Genomic DNA, 15,745 nt, shown 5'->3' with positions numbered 1-15,745 from the left:
CAGGACCCGCTCTCATCTCCCCCCAGACACGCCCCGGTATCCTGCGGATGTCCACCCCCACCCATCCACAGCCGAAGGGCATCCCGTGAGCGCCATTCGCCCGGCAGCCGTCGTCGTTCTCGCAGCGGGTGAGGGCACCCGTATGAAGTCGGCCACACCGAAGGTTCTGCATGAGATCTGTGGCCGTTCCCTGGTGGGCCATGTGCTCGCCGCCGCGCGTGAGTTGAAGCCGGAGAATCTCGTCGTCGTCGTCGGGCACGCGCGGGAGCAGGTCACCGCGCATCTGGCCGAGGTCGACCCCGAGGTCCGTACGGCCGTGCAGGAGGAGCAGAAGGGGACCGGGCACGCGGTCCGTATGGGGCTGGAGGAGCTCGGCGGGCCCGTCGACGGGACCGTGATCGTCGTCTGCGGGGACACTCCTCTCCTCACCGGTGAGACGCTGCAGAGCCTCGCCACCGCGCACCACGAGGGCGGCAACGCCGTCACCGTGCTGTCCGCCGAGGTGCCGGACGCGACCGGGTACGGCCGGATCGTGCGGGACGGCGCCACCGGTGTCGTGACCGCGATCGTGGAGCACAAGGACGCGACCGGGGCGCAGCGGGCGATCCGGGAGATCAATTCCGGGGTGTTCGCGTTCGACGGGCGGTTGCTGGCGGAGGCGCTGGGGAAGGTCCGGACGGACAACAGTCAGGGTGAGGAGTACCTCACGGATGTGCTCGGGATTCTGCGTGAGGCGGGTCACCGGGTGGGTGCGTGTGTGGCCGGTGATCATCGGGAGATCGCGGGGATCAACAACCGGGTGCAGCTTGCGGAGGCGCGGCGGATTCTCAACGACCGGTTGTTGGCGGCCGCCATGCTGTCCGGGGTGACGGTGGTGGATCCGGCGACGACCTGGGTGGATGTGACGGTGACGTTCGAGCGGGACGTCGTCGTGCATCCGGGGACGCAGTTGCACGGGTCGACGCATCTTGGTGAGGGCTCGGAGGTGGGGCCCAACAGCCGGTTGACGGATACGCGGGTCGGGGCCGGGGCGCGTGTGGACAACACGGTGTCGGACGGGGCTGTGGTGGGTCCGCAGGCGTCGGTGGGGCCGTACGCGTATCTGCGGCCGGGGACGCGTCTTGGGCTGAAGTCCAAGGTGGGTACGTACGTGGAGACGAAGAACGCGTCGATCGGCGAGGGGACGAAGGTTCCTCACTTGTCGTATGTCGGTGACGCGACGATCGGTGAGTACACGAACATCGGTGCCGCGAGTGTGTTCGTGAACTACGACGGGCAGAGCAAGCATCACACGACGGTGGGTTCGCACTGCAGGACGGGTTCGGACAACATGTTTGTGGCTCCTGTCACGGTCGGGGACGGTGCTTATACGGCTGCCGGCTCGGTGATCACGAAGGATGTGCCGCCCGGTGCGCTGGCTGTGGCCCGTGGTCAGCAGCGGAATATCGAGGGTTGGGTGGCTCGTAAGCGTCCGGGGAGTGCGGCGGCGAAGGCGGCCGAGGCGGCTGTTCCGGAGGCGGAGGGCGAGGTCTGACCGGAAACGGGTGCGCCGAACACGGCGTACCGTGATAAGTGCACTTTCGTGTACGCCACCACGCTGCGAACACCCTCTGAGGAGACACTGCTGTGACCGGGATCAAGACGACCGGCGAGAAGAAGATGATGTTCTTCTCCGGCCGCGCTCACCCCGAGCTTGCCGAGGAAATCGCCCATGAGTTGGGCATCGAGGTCGTCCCGACGAAGGCGTTCGACTTCGCGAACGGGGAGATCTATGTGCGGTATCAGGAGTCGGCGCGTGGTGCCGACTGCTTCCTGATCCAGAGCCACACGGCTCCGATCAACAAGTGGATCATGGAGCAGTTGATCATGATCGATGCGTTGAAGCGCGCGTCGGCCCGTTCCATCACGGTGATCGTGCCGTTCTACGGTTACGCGCGGCAGGACAAGAAGCACCGGGGGCGTGAACCGATCTCGGCGCGTCTGATCGCGGACATGATGAAGACGGCCGGTGCGACTCGTATCCTCGCCGTGGATCTGCACACGGACCAGATTCAGGGTTTCTTCGACGGGCCGGTGGACCACTTGTTCGCGCTGCCGCTGCTGGCGGACTACGTGGGCGCCAAGATGGACCGTTCGAAGCTGACGATCGTGTCTCCGGATGCCGGCCGGGTGCGGGTGGCGGACCGTTGGTGTGACCGGCTGGGTGCGCCGCTGGCGATCGTGCACAAGCGGCGTGACAAGGATGTGGCGAATCAGGTCACGGTGCATGAGGTCGTCGGTGATGTGAGGGGCCGTATCTGTGTCCTGGTGGACGACATGATCGACACCGGTGGCACGATCTGCGCCGCGGCGGACGCGTTGTTCGCGCACGGTGCGGAGGATGTGATCGTGACGGCGACGCATGGTGTGCTGTCGGGTCCGGCGGCGGACCGGTTGAAGAATTCGCAGGTGAGCGAGTTCGTGTTGACGAACACGCTGCCGACGCCGAACGAGCTGGAGCTGGACAAGATCACGGTGCTGTCGATCGCGCCGACGATCGCGCGTGCGGTGCGTGAGGTGTTCGAGGACGGTTCGGTGACGAGCCTGTTCGACGAGCAGTGATGATCGCGCTGTAGATCGTTTTGGGTGCGGCCTCCCGCTCCGAGTAGACTGCTGCAGTTGCTCGGCGAGGGAGGCCGTACTCGTTTTCGGGGTATGGCGGTCCGTTATCGACGCGCTCTTCGTAGCAGGCCGTTCGTGGCCGGGTGACTCCGACCGTTTTCCGTGTACTTCTACGAGGAGTGAAGAGCATGTCCGAGGTGAAGCTCGCCGCTGAGACGCGCACCGAGTTCGGCAAGGGTGCGGCGCGTCGTATCCGCCGTGAGAACAAGGTTCCCGGTGTGCTGTACGAGCACGGCATGGTGCCGATCCACCTGGCGCTGCCGGGTCACGAGCTGCTGATGGCGCTGCGTACGTCGAACGTTCTGATCTCGCTGGACATCGACGGCAAGTCGAACGAGCTGGCGATTCCGAAGGCGGTGCAGCGTGACCCGCTGAAGGGTCACCTGGTGCACGTGGACCTGCTGATGGTCAAGCGTGGCGAGCGGGTCGTCGTCGAGATTCCGGTGGTGGCCGAGGGCGAGCTGGCTCCGGGCGGGAACCTGCTGGAGTACGTCATTTCCGCGCTGCCGGTGGAGGCCGAGGCCACGACCATTGCGGACCAGCTGACGGTGTCGGTGCAGGGTCTGGCGGCCGGTGCGGCGATCCTGGCCAAGGACATCCCGCTGCCGGAGGGTGTGAAGCTGGCCGTGGAGGAGGACACTCCGGTCCTGCAGATCCTGGCCGCGCAGGCCGAGGAGGCCGCGGAGGGCGGGGAAGGCGAAGAGGTCGCCGGGGCCTGAGCCGGAACCGTCGTCGTTTCGTCGGCCGCCGCTTCCTTGGGGAGCGGCGGCCGACGCGTATTGAGGAGACATGGACGTGACGACCGCCGCGAATGCCCCTTGGCTGATCGTCGGCCTGGGCAATCCCGGACCGGGGTATGCCATGAACCGGCACAACGTGGGGTTCATGGTGGTGGATCTGCTGGCCGACCGGATCGGGGGCCGGTTCAAGCGGGCGACGAAGGCACAGGCGCAGGTGGTGGAGGGCCGGATGGGTTCTCCGGGGCCGGACAGTCGCCGGGTGGTGCTGGTGAAGCCGATGTCGTACATGAATCTGTCGGGTGGGCCGGTGAACGCGCTGCGGGACTTCTACAAGGTGCCGCTCGCGAACATCGTGGCGGTCCATGACGAGCTGGACATCGACTACGGCGTGCTGCGGTTGAAGCTGGGCGGTGGTGACAACGGTCACAACGGCCTGAAGTCGATGACGAAGGCGATGGGTCCGGATTATCACCGGGTGCGGTTCGGGATCGGGCGTCCTCCGGGCCGTATGCAGGTGGCGGACTTCGTGCTGAAGGATTTCTCGTCGGCTGAGCGCAAGGAGCTGGACTATTTCGTGGACCGGGCGGCGGACTCGGTGGAGTGTCTGCTGGCGGAGGGGCTCGAGCGGGCGCAAAGCGCGTACAACTCCTGACTTGTCGCCCGCCGGACTCCCCTGAAGTTGACCGGCCGTAGAGGTATGGCCAATGATCCCCGCCATGCCTGCCGCCACCGCCACTCGTTCCCGTCAGGCCTCGTACGTCGCGCTCCGGTTCGGGCGGGTCGCGGCGACGGGTGTGGTGACGGTGCTGATCCTGATCGCGGGGGTGTGGGCGTCGTGGGACACCGCGCCGTACGTGATGCTGACCAAGGGGCGTGAGCTCGGCACGGTCACGGTGACGGAGTGCGCCGGCGACATGTGCACGGGGCCGTACACGCCGGTCTCGACGGGGTCGGCGGCCCGTGAGCGGGTGGTGATCGCCCATACGGTGGCGGCGCGGAAGGGCCGGACCTACAGCGTCGTCGTCAAGCCGGGGACGGACGAGGTGGTGCGGTCGGGTCCGGCCGGGATTCTGTACGCGTGGGCTCCGCTGGGCGGTGCGCTGCTGCTGGCCTCGGTGGTGGTGGCGGGCGGGTTGCGGCGGACCCGGGCGGCGTGGGTGCTGGCGGGGTCGGGGGTGGCGCTGCTGACGGCGGCGTTCCTGGCGTTGTGAGCCATGCGGCATGAAGGTGCCCCCGGTTTCGTACGGAGGTCCGTACGAAACCGGGGGCACCTTCATCTGTCCAGGCGGTCAGCCGGTGTTGCGCAGGCCGGCCGCCACGCCGTTGACGGTGAGGAGCAGGGCCCGGGAGAGCAACGGGTCGGCCTCCTCGCCGGCCGCCGCCGCGTCGCGCTGCCGCTTGAGCAGGGCGACCTGGAGGTAGGAGATCGGGTCGAGGTAGGCGTCGCGGATGGCGAAGGTCTGCTTCAGGACGGGCTGGTGGTCGAGGAGTTCGCTCTCGCCGGTGACGCGGAGGACTTCGCGCACGGTGAGTTCGTGTTCGGCCTGGATGGTGTCGAAGACGTGCCTGAGGCGGTCGGGGACGAGGGTGTCGACGTAGTGCCGGGCGATGCGCAGGTCGGTCTTGGCGAGGGTCATCTCGACGTTGGAGATGAAGTTGCGGAAGAAGTGCCACTGTTCGTGCATCTCGTCGAGCACGGTGTCCCCTTCCTGCCGCAGGCCCGCCTCGCGCAGTGCCCTGAGTCCGGAGCCGACGCCGAACCAGCCGGGGACGATCTGCCGGGACTGGGTCCAGCCGAACACCCACGGGATGGCGCGCAGTCCGTCGAGGCCGGCGCCGGAGTCGGGGCGGCGGGAGGGCCGGGAGCCGAGGTGGAGGTCGGCGAGCTGGTCGACGGGGGTGGAGGCGAAGAAGTACGCGGGCAGGTCGGGGTCCTCGACGAGGCGGCGGTAGGCGGCGTGGGCGGCGTCGGAGACGACGTCCATGGCGGCGTCCCAGCGGGCGAGGGCTTCGACGGACTGGCGGGGGGCGGTGTGCAGGGCGGAGGCCTGCAGGGTGGCGGCGACGGTCAGTTCGAGGTTCTCCCGGGCGAGGGAGGGGATGAGGTACTTGTCGGAGATGACCTCGCCCTGTTCGGTGACCTTGATCTCGCCTTCGAGGGTGCCCCAGGGCTGGGCGAGGATGGCGTCGTGGGTGGGGCCGCCGCCGCGGCCGACGGTGCCGCCGCGGCCGTGGAAGAGGCGCAGGCGTACGCCGTAGCGGTGGGCGACGTCGCGCAGGCGGCGCTGGGCACGGTGGATCTCCCACTGGCTGGTGGTGATGCCGCCGAACTTGGAGGAGTCGGAGTAGCCGAGCATGACCTCCTGGACGTCGCCCCTGAGTGCGACCAGGCGCCGGTAGGAGGGGTCGGCGAGCATGTCCTCGAGGATGGTGTCGGCGGCCTTCAGCTCGTCCGTGGTCTCCAGGAGCGGCACGATGCCGATCCTGGCCCAGCCGGCGTGCAGGTCGACGAGGCCGGCTTCCCTCGCCAGCACGGTGGCGGCGAAGACGTCGTCGGCGCCCTGGCACATGGAGATGATGTACGACTCGATGACCTCGGGTCCGAAGACCTCCAGGGCCCGCAGAACCGTCTCGAAGACGCCGAGGGTCTTGGCGCCGGCCGCGTCGACGGGGGCGGGGGTGGGGGCGAGGGGCCTTCTCGACCTGAGCTCCTTGGCGAGCAGCTTGGCGCGGTACTCGCGGGGCATGTCGGCGTAGCGCCAGGATTCCTCGCCGAGCCGGTCGAACAGCTGGCCGAGGGCGTGGTGGTGGGCGTCGGCGTGTTCGCGGACGTCCATGGTGGCGAGCTGGAGGCCGAAGGCGGCGAGGGTGCGGATGGTGCGGCCCAGCCGGCCGTCGGCGAACAGGCCGCCGCGGTGTTCGCGCAGGGAGTCCTGGATGATGCGCAGGTCGTGCAGAAGCTCGCTGGTGCCGAGGTAGTCGTGGCCGGGCTCGTGGGGGGTGCCGGTGGCCAGGCGCTGCTTGGTGTTGACGAGCTTCTGGCGGATGCAGGTGGCCTTGAGCCGGTAGGGCTCCTCGGCGTTGAGGCGCTTGTAGCGGGGGCTGATCTCGGGCAGCTTCTCCAGGTCGGCCTGGAGGGAGCCGAGCAGTTCGTCGGTGGCTCCGGTGTAGCGGATGGAGTTGGACAGAAGGCCGCGCAGCTCGTCGATCATGTCGAGGGCGTCGTTGATGCCGTGTTCGTGCTGGAGGATCAGCACGTCCCAGGTGACCTGGGGGGTGACGTTGGGGTTGCCGTCGCGGTCGCCGCCGATCCAGGTGCCGAAGGTGAGGGGGCGGGTGTCGTCGGGCAGCTTGACGCCGACGCGCTCGAGTTCGGCGGTGAGGTCCTCCAGGACGTCGCCGACGGCGTCGGCGTGGAGTTCGTCGAGGTAGTAGATGGCGTTGCGGGCCTCGTCGGCGGGTTCGGGGCGCACCACGCGCAGTTCGTCGGTCTGCCAGACGAGGTCGATGTTCTCGGCGAGCCGGGTGTCGTGGCGGCGGCGGTCGGATGCGGCGACCGGGGTTTCCAGGAGGGCGGCGATGCGGCGGAGCTTGTTGAGGACGGAGCGGCGGGCGGCCTCGGTGGGGTGCGCCGTGAACACGGGGCGGACGTTGAGGTGCCGGACGGTCTGGCGCAGGTGTTCGGGGTCGGCGTCCTTGAGCCGGTCGGCGGTGCGCGAGATGAGGCCGCCTTCGGCGGCGCGGCGGGCGCGCAGTTCGCGGCCGCGGTGCACCTGTTCGGCGATGTTGGCGAGGTGGAAGTAGGTGGAGAAGGCGCGGACCAGCCTGGCCGCGGTCTGAAGTTCCGTGCCGCGCAGCAGTTCGGCGGCGGCCTCGCCGTCCTCGCGGGTGAGGCGGCGGACCTTCTCGACCAGTTCGAGGAGTTCGAGGCCTTCCTGCCGTACGAGGGTCTCCCCGAGGAGGTCACCCAGTCGGCGGATGTCGGCGCGCAGCTCGCTGCTGGTCGTCGTCTGGTCGTCGGCACTGCTCACAGGTGCGGCTCCTTGCAGGGTTGAAGCGCTTCTGGGAGGGGACCCGGACGGGTGCCGCGCGGCGGGCTGCCGCATACGGGCCGGGCATCCGGGAAGGGATTTTCTTCAGCGGACCGCGCTGTCCGACCGATTCCAAGTCTAGGTCTCGGGCGGGACGCGCAAGGCTTGCGGGCTCTTGCCGCGGGGCGACGCGCTGCCATACTTACGACGCCGTAGGTTACGGAACCGTAGGGAGCTGGACGGTTCCGGATGCCGCCGGCACCTGTCTCGACTCTCGACCCACAGGGGACGCCCATGACCACGAGCTCCGATGTGATCGACGACTCCCCGAAGGCGACCGGCACCGCGCTGCCGTCCGCCACGCTGGGTGGTGAGCAGAAGCGTTCGATCGAGCAGATCACTCTGCTGCTGTTCATCACCGTTCCCTTCCTCGCGCTGCTGGCGGCGGTGCCGCTGGCGTGGGGGTGGGGGGTGAGCTGGCTGGATCTGGGCCTGCTGGTGTTCTTCTACTTCCTGGGCTGTCACGGCATCACGATCGGTTTCCACCGGCATTTCACCCACGGCTCGTTCAAGGCGAAGCGGCCCTTGAAGATCGCGCTGGCGGTCGCGGGGTCGATGGCGGTCGAGGGGCCCCTGGTCCGCTGGGTCGCCGACCACCGCAGGCACCACAAGTTCTCCGACCACGAGGGCGATCCGCACTCGCCGTGGCGGTACGGCGAGACGGTTCCGGCGCTGATGAAGGGCCTGTGGTGGGCTCATGTCGGCTGGATGTTCGACGAGGAGCAGACCCCGCAGGACAAGTACGCGCCGGATCTGATCAAGGATCCGGCCATGCGGCGGATCTCCCGCCAGTTCGTGCTGTGGACGACGGTGTCGCTCGCGCTTCCGGCGCTGATCGGCGGTCTGGTCACCATGTCGTGGTGGGGAGCGTTCACCGCCTTCTTCTGGGGTTCACTCGTTCGGGTGGCGTTGTTGCACCACGTGACGTGGTCGATCAACTCGATCTGCCATGCGGTCGGCAAGCGCCCGTTCAAGTCGCGGGACCGCTCGGGCAACGTGTGGTGGCTGGCGGTGCTGTCCTGCGGCGAGTCCTGGCACAACCTGCACCACGCCGACCCGACCTCTGCCCGGCACGGGGTGGAGCGCGGCCAGCTGGACTCCTCTGCGCGGATCATCCGCTGGTTCGAGCAGCTCGGCTGGGCGTACGACGTGCGCTGGCCGTCACGCTCGCGTATCGATTCCCGCCGCAACACCGGCAAGGACCGCTCCCGGCGCCGTAAGGAGACCGCCGAGGCGGCATGATTGACGCCGTGGCGACCGACTCCAGCAGCACCCCCAGCAACGACAAGCCGCGGCGCGCGCGTCGCACCCGTATGACCGGTGCCGAGCGCCGCCAGCAGCTGCTGGAGATCGGTCGCACCCTGTTCGCGGCGAAGGGTTTCGAGGCCACCTCGGTGGAGGAGATCGCGGCGAAGGCCGGGGTGTCCAAGCCGGTGGTGTACGAGCACTTCGGTGGCAAGGAGGGCCTGTACGCGGTGGTGGTGGACCGCGAGATGCGGCGGCTGCTGGACATGGTGACCAGCTCGCTGACGGCCGGCCATCCGCGTGAGCTGTGCGAGCAGGCGGCCTTCGCCCTCCTGGACTACATCGAGGAGTACACGGACGGCTTCCGCATCCTGGTCCGTGACTCCCCCATCCCGCAGTCGACGGGCTCCTTCGCCTCCCTGATCTCCGACATCGCCACCCAGGTGGAGGACATCCTGGGCCGCGAGTTCAAGTCCCGCGGCTTCGACCCCAAGCTGGCCCCGCTGTACGCCCAGGCCCTGGTCGGCATGGTCGCCCTGACGGGCCAGTGGTGGCTGGACGTCCGCCGCCCGAAGAAGGCGGAGGTCGCGGCCCATCTGGTGAACCTGGCGTGGCACGGCCTGGACGGGCTGGAGCCGAGGCCGCGGCTGATCGGCCACCGGAAGAGCTGACCCCCGCGGGAGCATGCGGCCATGACCGAGATCGAGATCAGCACAGCCGACTCCCGCCTCGAAGAGCTGGTACGCCGCGCGCGTGACGGGGAGACCATCGCCCTCACCGACCACGGGCGCGTCGCGGCTCTCCTCGTGTCGCCGCACGTGATCGAGGACCTGGAGGACGCCCTCGCCGTCGCCGACCACCAGCGCCGCAAGGCAGAGGGAACGCTCGCGCCGGGCATCCCCCGCGAGGAGGTTCGTCGCATCCTGGGCATCTGAACCGGGCCTGCCTGCCTGCCTGCCGTCAGCTGACCGGCTCCAGGAACTCCAGCCGGTTCCCCACCGGATCCTCCGAGTAGAAGCGCTTGTGGCCCGGCAGGTTGTCGTCCCAGGTGACCTGCGCACCCCGCTCGGCCAGCCGGGCCGCGTACGCCTCGATACCCGTCACCCGCAGGCCCGAGTGGGCCTTCCGCGCCGGGCGGAAGGCCTCCTCGACGCCCAGGTGGAGCTGCACGGCACCGGCCTGGAACCAGCAGCCGCCGCGCGCGGCCAGGACCGGCGGCTTGGGGATCTCCGTCATGCCGAGGACGTCGACGTAGTACGCGCGCAGGTCGTCCTCGGAGCCGGGCGGGGCGGCGAGCTGGACGTGGTCGAGGGCGGTGAGCATGGTCTACGCCTCCTTGGTGGCGACCGCGAAGATGCGGCGGAAGGGGAACGGGGTGCCGTGCGGGCCGGCCGGGTAGGCCTCGCGCAGGGCCGCGCGATACTCGGCCAGGAACTCCTCGCGCGTCCGGGGGTCGTCGCCGAGGGCGGTGAGGACCGGCCGCAGCCCGGTGCCCTTCACCCAGTCCAGGACCGGGTCCTCGCCGGTCAGCAGGTGGATGTACGTCGTCTCCCACACGTCCGCCGTGCAGCCGAGCGCGGTCAGCTTCTCCAGATACGCCTCGGGGCTGAGCACCGCGTCCTCGTGACGCAGGACGTCCGCGAGGCGGTCGCGCCAGCGGGCGGAGTGGGCGAGGTCGCGCATGAGCCGGTGGCTGGGGGCGGAGAAGTTGCCGGGGACCTGGAAGGCGAGGCTGCCGCCGGGGCTCAGCCCCGCCACCCAGTCGGCGAACCGGTCTACGTGCCCGGGCACCCACTGCAGGGTGGCGTTGCTGACGATCAGGTCGTACGGCTCGCCGGGCGTCCAGGTGCGCACGTCGGCGTGGGCGAAGTCGAGGCGGCCGCCGCCGGGGGTGGGGCCCTGGTGGTCGACCACGGCCTTGTCGAGCATCTCGGGCGAGTTGTCGTAGCCGGTGATGTGCGCGGCGGGCCAGCGGCCGGCGAGCAGGACGGTGACGTTGCCGGGACCGCAGCCGAGGTCGGCGATGCGTGGCGGGCGGGGCCCGCCGGGGAGGTCGGGGACGCGGGCGAGCAGGTCGGTGAAGGGGCGGGCGCGGTGGCCGGCGTGGCGCAGGTACTGGGCGGGGTCCCAGGCGGGGGTGTGGGCGGGCATGTCGATGTCGGCCTCCTCGATGCACCTCGACAATGTATCTCGACATCAAGAAAATTGATATCAAGAGACTTCACGTCGACACAACCACTACACTGATCGCCATGGAGGACGAGGTCGATCGGCTGGTCGCAGCGTGGCGCCGGGAGCGTCCGGACCTCGACGTGGAACCGCTCGAGGTGCTCAGCCGGGTGAGCAGACTGGCCCGGCACCTGGACCGCGCGCGGCGGCTGGCCTTCTCCGAGCACAGCCTGGAGCCCTGGGAGTTCGACGTCCTGACGGCGCTCAGGCGCGCGGGAACGCCGTACCAGCTCTCCCCCGGACAGCTGCTGACCCAGACCCTGGTCACCTCGGGCACGATGACCAACCGCATCGACCGGCTGGCGAAGAAGGGCCTGGTGGAGCGTCTCCCCGACCCCAACGACCGGCGCGGTGTGCTGGTCCGCCTGACGGAGGAGGGCCGGGACCGCGCGGACCGCTCCCTGGCGGGGCTGCTGGACCAGGAGCGGGCGATCCTCGCGGAGCTGTCGTCCACCCAGCGGGTCGAACTGGCGAGCCTGCTACGCCAGTTGACCGCCCCGTTCGACAACATCCCCGGTTAGGTCCGCGGGTCCGACCCCCGCGCGGCGGGCGAGGGCGACGGCGGCGAGGGTGGAGTGCACGCCGAGCTTGCCCAGGACGTTCTGCATATGGGTGCGGACGGTGTGCGGGGACAGGTACAGCCGTTCGGCGACGGCCTTGCGTCCGAGCCCGGCGACCATGCAGCGCAGCACCTCCCGCTCGCGCGGCGTCAGCGACTCCACCAGGCGCTCGCTCTCGGTGCGGTGCCTGCGGGCGGCGGTCAGTTCCCGCAGTACGCCGGTGAGCAGGGCCGGCGGCAGATGGGTCTCGTCGCGCAGCACACCGCGGACGACGGTGAGCAGCCGGGACAGCGAGCAGTCCTTGGCGACCCAGCCGCAGGCCCCGGCCTGCAGGGCGAGCGCGGCACGCCGCGGATCGTCCTTCTCGGCCAGTACGACGACGCGCACCGCCGACTGGGCGCCGCGCACCCCGGCGACCAGGGAGATCCCGTCCACCAGCCCGTCCTCCTCGCCCTCCCGCACGGGGACGGCGGGGCGGGCCCCGAGGACGTTTCCGCCGAGGTCGGCGTCGACGAGGACGACGTCGAAGCGGCGGCCCTCGGCAGCGGCCCGCTCCAGACAGCGCAGCGCGGCCGGCCCGGACCCGGCGGCGGAGACGTCGACATCGGGCTCGGCGGCCAGGGCGGCGGCGAGCGACTCGGCGAAGATTCGGTGGTCGTCGACGACCAGGACTCGGATGCGAACCACGGAAAACCCCCTTCCCCAGGCTCCTGGCGGAGCAGGGGATTCTCTTCGTCAAAAGTGCGTCAAAGAACGCCTCGGAGAACGCGACGGAGAACACCGACCGGCGCGGCCCCGACGCCTCTCGCCCCCCCCTGACCGGCACCGGCCCCCACCGGTACCGCTCCTCAGAGTACGGGCGGTGACCGGCAGGGGAAGGCAATTCGCAGAACTGACAGCCGTGCGCGTTTAAGGTGTGCCGCATGTTTCGTATCGAGGCAGAAGTCGACAAAGAACGCCGCGATCTGCTCCGCTCCCGCCTCCGCGACACGAACACGGCGGCCTCCCCCGTGCTGGCCGCCCTGCGCAGAACCACCGCCGCACGCGAAGTTCCCTTGCATGTCTGGGCATTGGACGAGTCAGGGGGCTTGGCCGGCGGCCTGGTGGGCCACACCTGGGCGACCTGGCTGCACGTGACGTACCTGTGGGTCGACGTCCCCCACCGCGGCACGGGCCTCGGCTCCCACCTCCTCAAGCGGGCCGAACGCATCGCCCGCGACAAGCGCGACTGCACAGCCGTACGCCTGGAGACCTGGGACTTCCAGGCCCCGGACTTCTACCGCCGGCACGGCTACGAGGTGGTCTGCGTGATCCCGGACTATCCGCCGGGGATCACGGAGTACACGCTGACAAAGCGTCTGATCTGAGCCAACAGCGACCCTCAGAGCGCGTCGAGCGCCTCCGTGGTGATGTCGATGTCGATGTCGTAAGGCACGTCGAGCTTGAGCCGGTCGCGATGGGTGCCGGTAAGGGCGTACGTCTTGGTCAGCGGGTCGAGTTCGTAGGTGCGGACCACGGGGTGGTGATCGGAGCCACTCATCTCGACCAGCCAGAAGTGCGGGATGCCCGCGGCGGCGTACTTGTGCGGCTTGGTGTCGTGGTCCCGGGCCTCGGAGTCCGGTGAGACGACCTCGACGGCCAGCAGGACATCGGCGACGGGGAAGCGGGTCTGCTCCCTACTGGTGACCGCCTCTGCGCGGACCACGCAGATGTCGGGCTCCGGTCCGTTACGACGGTCCAGGACGACGGTCATCTCCCGGCGGATCTTCATCTTCGCGGGAACCGTGCGGCGCAGGCCGGTCACCAGAAGGTCGATCACGATGCTGTGGAAATCCCGCTGCGGACTCACGAAGATCAGGCTCCCGTCGATCAGCTCGGTGTGCGGCGGGAGGTCGGGCACCGTGAACAGGTCGTCCACGGTGTATCCGTCCCGGGGCGGCACCGGCCAGCGGCAGCCGGGCTCGGCAGTGGGCTCGGCAGTGGGCTCGGCAGTCATGATTCCTCCCATGGGCGGCATCCTCGGCCTGCCCGTCCACGGTAGCCGCCGTAATCGACGAACGTCATCACAAAGGGTGACGACCGGGCCCGTGGTGTGACTCAGCGGGAGCGGTGTTGTCGTGCCCCCAGCCTCACACTGACCCGCCTGGTCGAGTTCTGGGCGCTGCCGGTCAGGCCAGTACTCAAACGGAAGGTGGTGGCGGAGGGGGAGGCGGGTAGGGCGGCCGAGGCGGGATCCGGCGCCTGGGTGGGCCTACCGGTGGAGGCGGCTGGGGTTCCAGCGACCGCCGGGGACGGGGTGCGGGCGGCCGGGGTGTGAGGGGCGGCGCCGGAGACGGCGGCGGGGGCGGAGGCGGCTCCACCTCCGGCATCAGTGGGCCGCCCGCCCGCAGCCGTTCGACGGCCTGCTCGGCCCGGCGGCGGGCCCGGGGATCGTCGTCGCGCCGGAAGAGCAGCCGCACGCTGGCAGGAGCGCGGTATCCGGGAGAGAACAACTCGGGAGAGAGCAACCCTAGGCTCGGTCCCCGGAGGTGTTCGGTGGAGATCAGCCGGTATCCGAGCGCGTGCGCGATCACCTCGGCCCGAGCCTTCACCGACACCTCGCCCCGGATCTCGACCAATCCCCGTCCGTCGAAGCGGGACCGTATCTCGTCGTCCTTCATCGTCGTTCCTCGTAACGGGGCAACTGTTCGGGAAAGTCGCGGGGCGCCTTGCACTCGGCCAGCTTGTAGGCGTGCTTGGTGAGCTGGTAGGCGAAGTCGGTCAGGGCTTGGTGCAGCGGTACGCCCGTGACCTTGGCGCGTCCGTAAACCAGGGCCTCACCGACGACCGCGTAGGGCTGGGAGGCGTTGTAGGAGGGGACACCGGGCGGAGCACAGGGCACGTACACCGATGAGGTGTCCGCACTGGAACCGATTTGAGCCAGAGCTTCTATGTCGCCTATGGAGACGCGGATTATCCGATTCTGCCCCCCGGACCCCCGATAGCATTCAAGCCATTTTTCGCGGGAAAGCGGCTGGACCCGTGCTCTCCCGGAGAGGATTGAATCATTGCTGGTGGTGACGTGACACCAGAATTCAAGTCCATCTCCCGCTCCCTGACGGTCGGAGCCGCTGTCAGCCGCTCGCGCCTGCGGCAGCACCCGCTTCACCATATCTCGCTTGAGAATACCTTCACACATTTCTCCTGGAAGCAGGTAGAGACCTTTGTTCAGGAAAATCCATCCAGCGCCGCAGAAGAGCCCAAGAACCACCAGGAACAGAAGGACGACTCTCCCACTCCCCCAAGAAGCAAGTTGCGTTCGACTCCTCTGCGTTTTCTCCACTAGGGACGCTCCTTCGTGTTGCTCAGGTATTCACTACTAGCGTCCCAGCCTGTATTGACAGCGATGCGGACGAGATCGTCAGTGCCGTCCTTGGGCAGGTTCACATGGTGCCGAGCGAGCGCGTCTTCAGTCGACCATTGCGTTTGCTGGTTGACGGAATCCCGCATCGCGTACAGGTCTTTGGCGCTCACATACAGTCCATCGTCCTTGGCGCCCCCCATCTGCTGACCCTCAAGTAGGCGGTCAATGGCCGCACCGGCAACGGCTCCAGCCCCTCCCCCGACCACGGACCCCATGAGCTCACCGCCCAGGTGTTCGGGTACTTTGAGGCCGGTGAGGCCGATCGAGACCCAACTCTTAGCGAAATCCCCTTTTTGCTTCAGCGCATCGTTGTAGCTCTTCTCCCCGTCGACGAAAGCCTTTACTTCACCGTCCGCAACGGAATGTCCGACGATACCCTCGATAACACCCGCATTCCTCCCGATGCTCTCAAGGATTTGATTGCGGGAGCCGTCGAACAGAGATGGGTCAGAAAGGTGCGCCTCAAGGAGGCTGCCAGTATAAATGCTTTCTCCGCAGATGATCCCGGCCCTGCCCGCTGGGTCTGCGGACGTCACGGAAAGGAATCTCACTACATCAGGGACACGTTTCCCTTGGAAAGCATCGGGCACTTCACTGTTCGTGAGGAAAATAGATCCCGAGTTAGGGCCGGCAAGGCCCTGGCTTATTTCCGGCATGTAAGCAGCCGCTATGTCCCCGAAGCTCTCGCCCAACCCCTTGGTCACAAGAGCCTCACCGCCCCCGGACTGAGCCACCGCATTCATGATGTTGGCCATGATCTCGATCTGCGCCGCGCTGTGCGGTGGGGCCATGGAGGAAGTGTCACCGGCCGCGACT

General features: G+C 68.5%; 17 protein-coding genes. 10 read left to right on the top strand and 7 right to left on the bottom strand.

Translation table 11 applies throughout. The features are described from left to right. The first annotated feature begins 85 nt into the window (after positions 1 to 85). The 5 genes from glmU to ACX25U_RS21570 all read left to right on the top strand — a co-directional run bounded on the left by glmU (position 86) and on the right by ACX25U_RS21570 (position 4,612). Entirely contained in the window at positions 86 to 1,534 is a 1,449-nt protein-coding gene (glmU, locus tag ACX25U_RS21590) for a bifunctional UDP-N-acetylglucosamine diphosphorylase/glucosamine-1-phosphate N-acetyltransferase GlmU (protein WP_454382392.1), read from the top strand. Between the two features lie 92 nt (positions 1,535 to 1,626). Continuing rightward, entirely contained in the window at positions 1,627 to 2,601 is a 975-nt protein-coding gene (locus ACX25U_RS21585) for a ribose-phosphate diphosphokinase (protein ID WP_454382390.1), read from the top strand. A 188-nt stretch (positions 2,602 to 2,789) separates the two neighbouring features. Then, positions 2,790 to 3,380 (top strand): 50S ribosomal protein L25/general stress protein Ctc, encoded by a 591-nt coding sequence (locus ACX25U_RS21580; protein WP_454382389.1) that lies wholly within the window; start codon positions 2,790 to 2,792, stop codon positions 3,378 to 3,380. A 70-nt stretch (positions 3,381 to 3,450) separates the two neighbouring features. Beyond that, a complete protein-coding gene (pth, locus tag ACX25U_RS21575) occupies positions 3,451 to 4,053 on the top strand; it encodes an aminoacyl-tRNA hydrolase (protein WP_454382388.1) in 603 nt (200 codons plus the stop codon). 52 nt (positions 4,054 to 4,105) lie between these two features. Continuing rightward, the gene (locus tag ACX25U_RS21570) at positions 4,106 to 4,612 is read left to right on the top strand and encodes a hypothetical protein (RefSeq protein WP_454382386.1); all 507 of its coding nucleotides are present in this window, start codon (positions 4,106 to 4,108) and stop codon (positions 4,610 to 4,612) included. A gap of 78 nt (positions 4,613 to 4,690) precedes the next feature. Here the strand turns inward: ACX25U_RS21570 and ppc are convergent, their stop codons facing one another. Beyond that, on the bottom strand, positions 4,691 to 7,432 hold the full coding sequence (ppc, locus tag ACX25U_RS21565; protein WP_454382384.1) for a phosphoenolpyruvate carboxylase: 2,742 nt from the start codon (positions 7,430 to 7,432) through the stop codon (positions 4,691 to 4,693). Positions 7,433 to 7,726: 294 nt separating this feature from the next. On the opposite strand from ppc, the gene ACX25U_RS21560 reads away from it, so the two are divergent. The 3 genes from ACX25U_RS21560 to ACX25U_RS21550 are packed head-to-tail and all read left to right on the top strand — an operon-like array spanning position 7,727 to position 9,672. Continuing rightward, positions 7,727 to 8,734, top strand: a complete 1,008-nt coding sequence (locus ACX25U_RS21560) for an acyl-CoA desaturase (protein ID WP_454382383.1) — start codon at positions 7,727 to 7,729, stop codon at positions 8,732 to 8,734. Then, on the top strand, positions 8,731 to 9,408 hold the full coding sequence (locus ACX25U_RS21555) for a TetR family transcriptional regulator (RefSeq protein ID WP_454382382.1): 678 nt from the start codon (positions 8,731 to 8,733) through the stop codon (positions 9,406 to 9,408). The genes ACX25U_RS21560 and ACX25U_RS21555 overlap by 4 nt, the downstream gene beginning before the upstream one ends. Positions 9,409 to 9,429: 21 nt before the next feature. After that, a complete protein-coding gene (locus tag ACX25U_RS21550) occupies positions 9,430 to 9,672 on the top strand; it encodes a type II toxin-antitoxin system Phd/YefM family antitoxin (RefSeq protein WP_454382381.1) in 243 nt (80 codons plus the stop codon). A gap of 25 nt (positions 9,673 to 9,697) precedes the next feature. Here the strand turns inward: ACX25U_RS21550 and ACX25U_RS21545 are convergent, their stop codons facing one another. Continuing rightward, entirely contained in the window at positions 9,698 to 10,060 is a 363-nt protein-coding gene (locus ACX25U_RS21545) for a VOC family protein (protein ID WP_454382380.1), read from the bottom strand. A gap of 3 nt (positions 10,061 to 10,063) precedes the next feature. Further along, entirely contained in the window at positions 10,064 to 10,888 is an 825-nt protein-coding gene (locus tag ACX25U_RS21540; RefSeq protein WP_454382379.1) for a trans-aconitate 2-methyltransferase, read from the bottom strand. 101 nt (positions 10,889 to 10,989) lie between these two features. Between ACX25U_RS21540 and ACX25U_RS21535 the strand changes: the two genes are divergently transcribed. After that, positions 10,990 to 11,487 carry a MarR family winged helix-turn-helix transcriptional regulator gene (locus tag ACX25U_RS21535; protein WP_454382378.1) on the top strand — a complete coding sequence of 166 codons (498 nt, stop codon included), beginning with the start codon at positions 10,990 to 10,992 and terminating at the stop codon, positions 11,485 to 11,487. On the opposite strand, the gene ACX25U_RS21530 is transcribed toward ACX25U_RS21535, so the two are convergent. Then, the gene (locus ACX25U_RS21530; RefSeq protein WP_454382377.1) at positions 11,446 to 12,213 is read right to left on the bottom strand and encodes a LuxR C-terminal-related transcriptional regulator; all 768 of its coding nucleotides are present in this window, start codon (positions 12,211 to 12,213) and stop codon (positions 11,446 to 11,448) included. The two genes, ACX25U_RS21535 and ACX25U_RS21530, sit on opposite strands and share 42 nt — an antisense overlap. Positions 12,214 to 12,449: 236 nt before the next feature. Here ACX25U_RS21530 and ACX25U_RS21525 point away from each other — a divergent pair, with 236 nt between their 5' ends. After that, positions 12,450 to 12,893, top strand: coding sequence for a GNAT family N-acetyltransferase (locus ACX25U_RS21525; protein WP_454382376.1), 444 nt, complete (start codon positions 12,450 to 12,452; stop codon positions 12,891 to 12,893). Between the two features lie 14 nt (positions 12,894 to 12,907). Here ACX25U_RS21525 and ACX25U_RS21520 read toward each other — a convergent pair whose 3' ends face one another. The 3 genes from ACX25U_RS21520 to ACX25U_RS21510 form a co-directional block, all read right to left on the bottom strand. After that, positions 12,908 to 13,522 (bottom strand): Uma2 family endonuclease, encoded by a 615-nt coding sequence (locus tag ACX25U_RS21520; RefSeq protein WP_454382375.1) that lies wholly within the window; start codon positions 13,520 to 13,522, stop codon positions 12,908 to 12,910. A gap of 660 nt (positions 13,523 to 14,182) precedes the next feature. Continuing rightward, entirely contained in the window at positions 14,183 to 14,413 is a 231-nt protein-coding gene (locus ACX25U_RS21515) for a hypothetical protein (protein WP_454382374.1), read from the bottom strand. Positions 14,414 to 14,847: 434 nt separating this feature from the next. Then, positions 14,848 to 15,720: a hypothetical protein gene (locus ACX25U_RS21510; RefSeq protein WP_454382373.1), complete on the bottom strand. Its 873-nt coding sequence runs from the start codon at positions 15,718 to 15,720 to the stop codon at positions 14,848 to 14,850. Positions 15,721 to 15,745 lie beyond the last annotated feature (25 nt).

It is taken from the genome of Streptomyces sp. JNUCC 63 (genome assembly GCF_054366325.1).
This window is presented reverse-complemented; position numbering and strand designations above follow the sequence as displayed.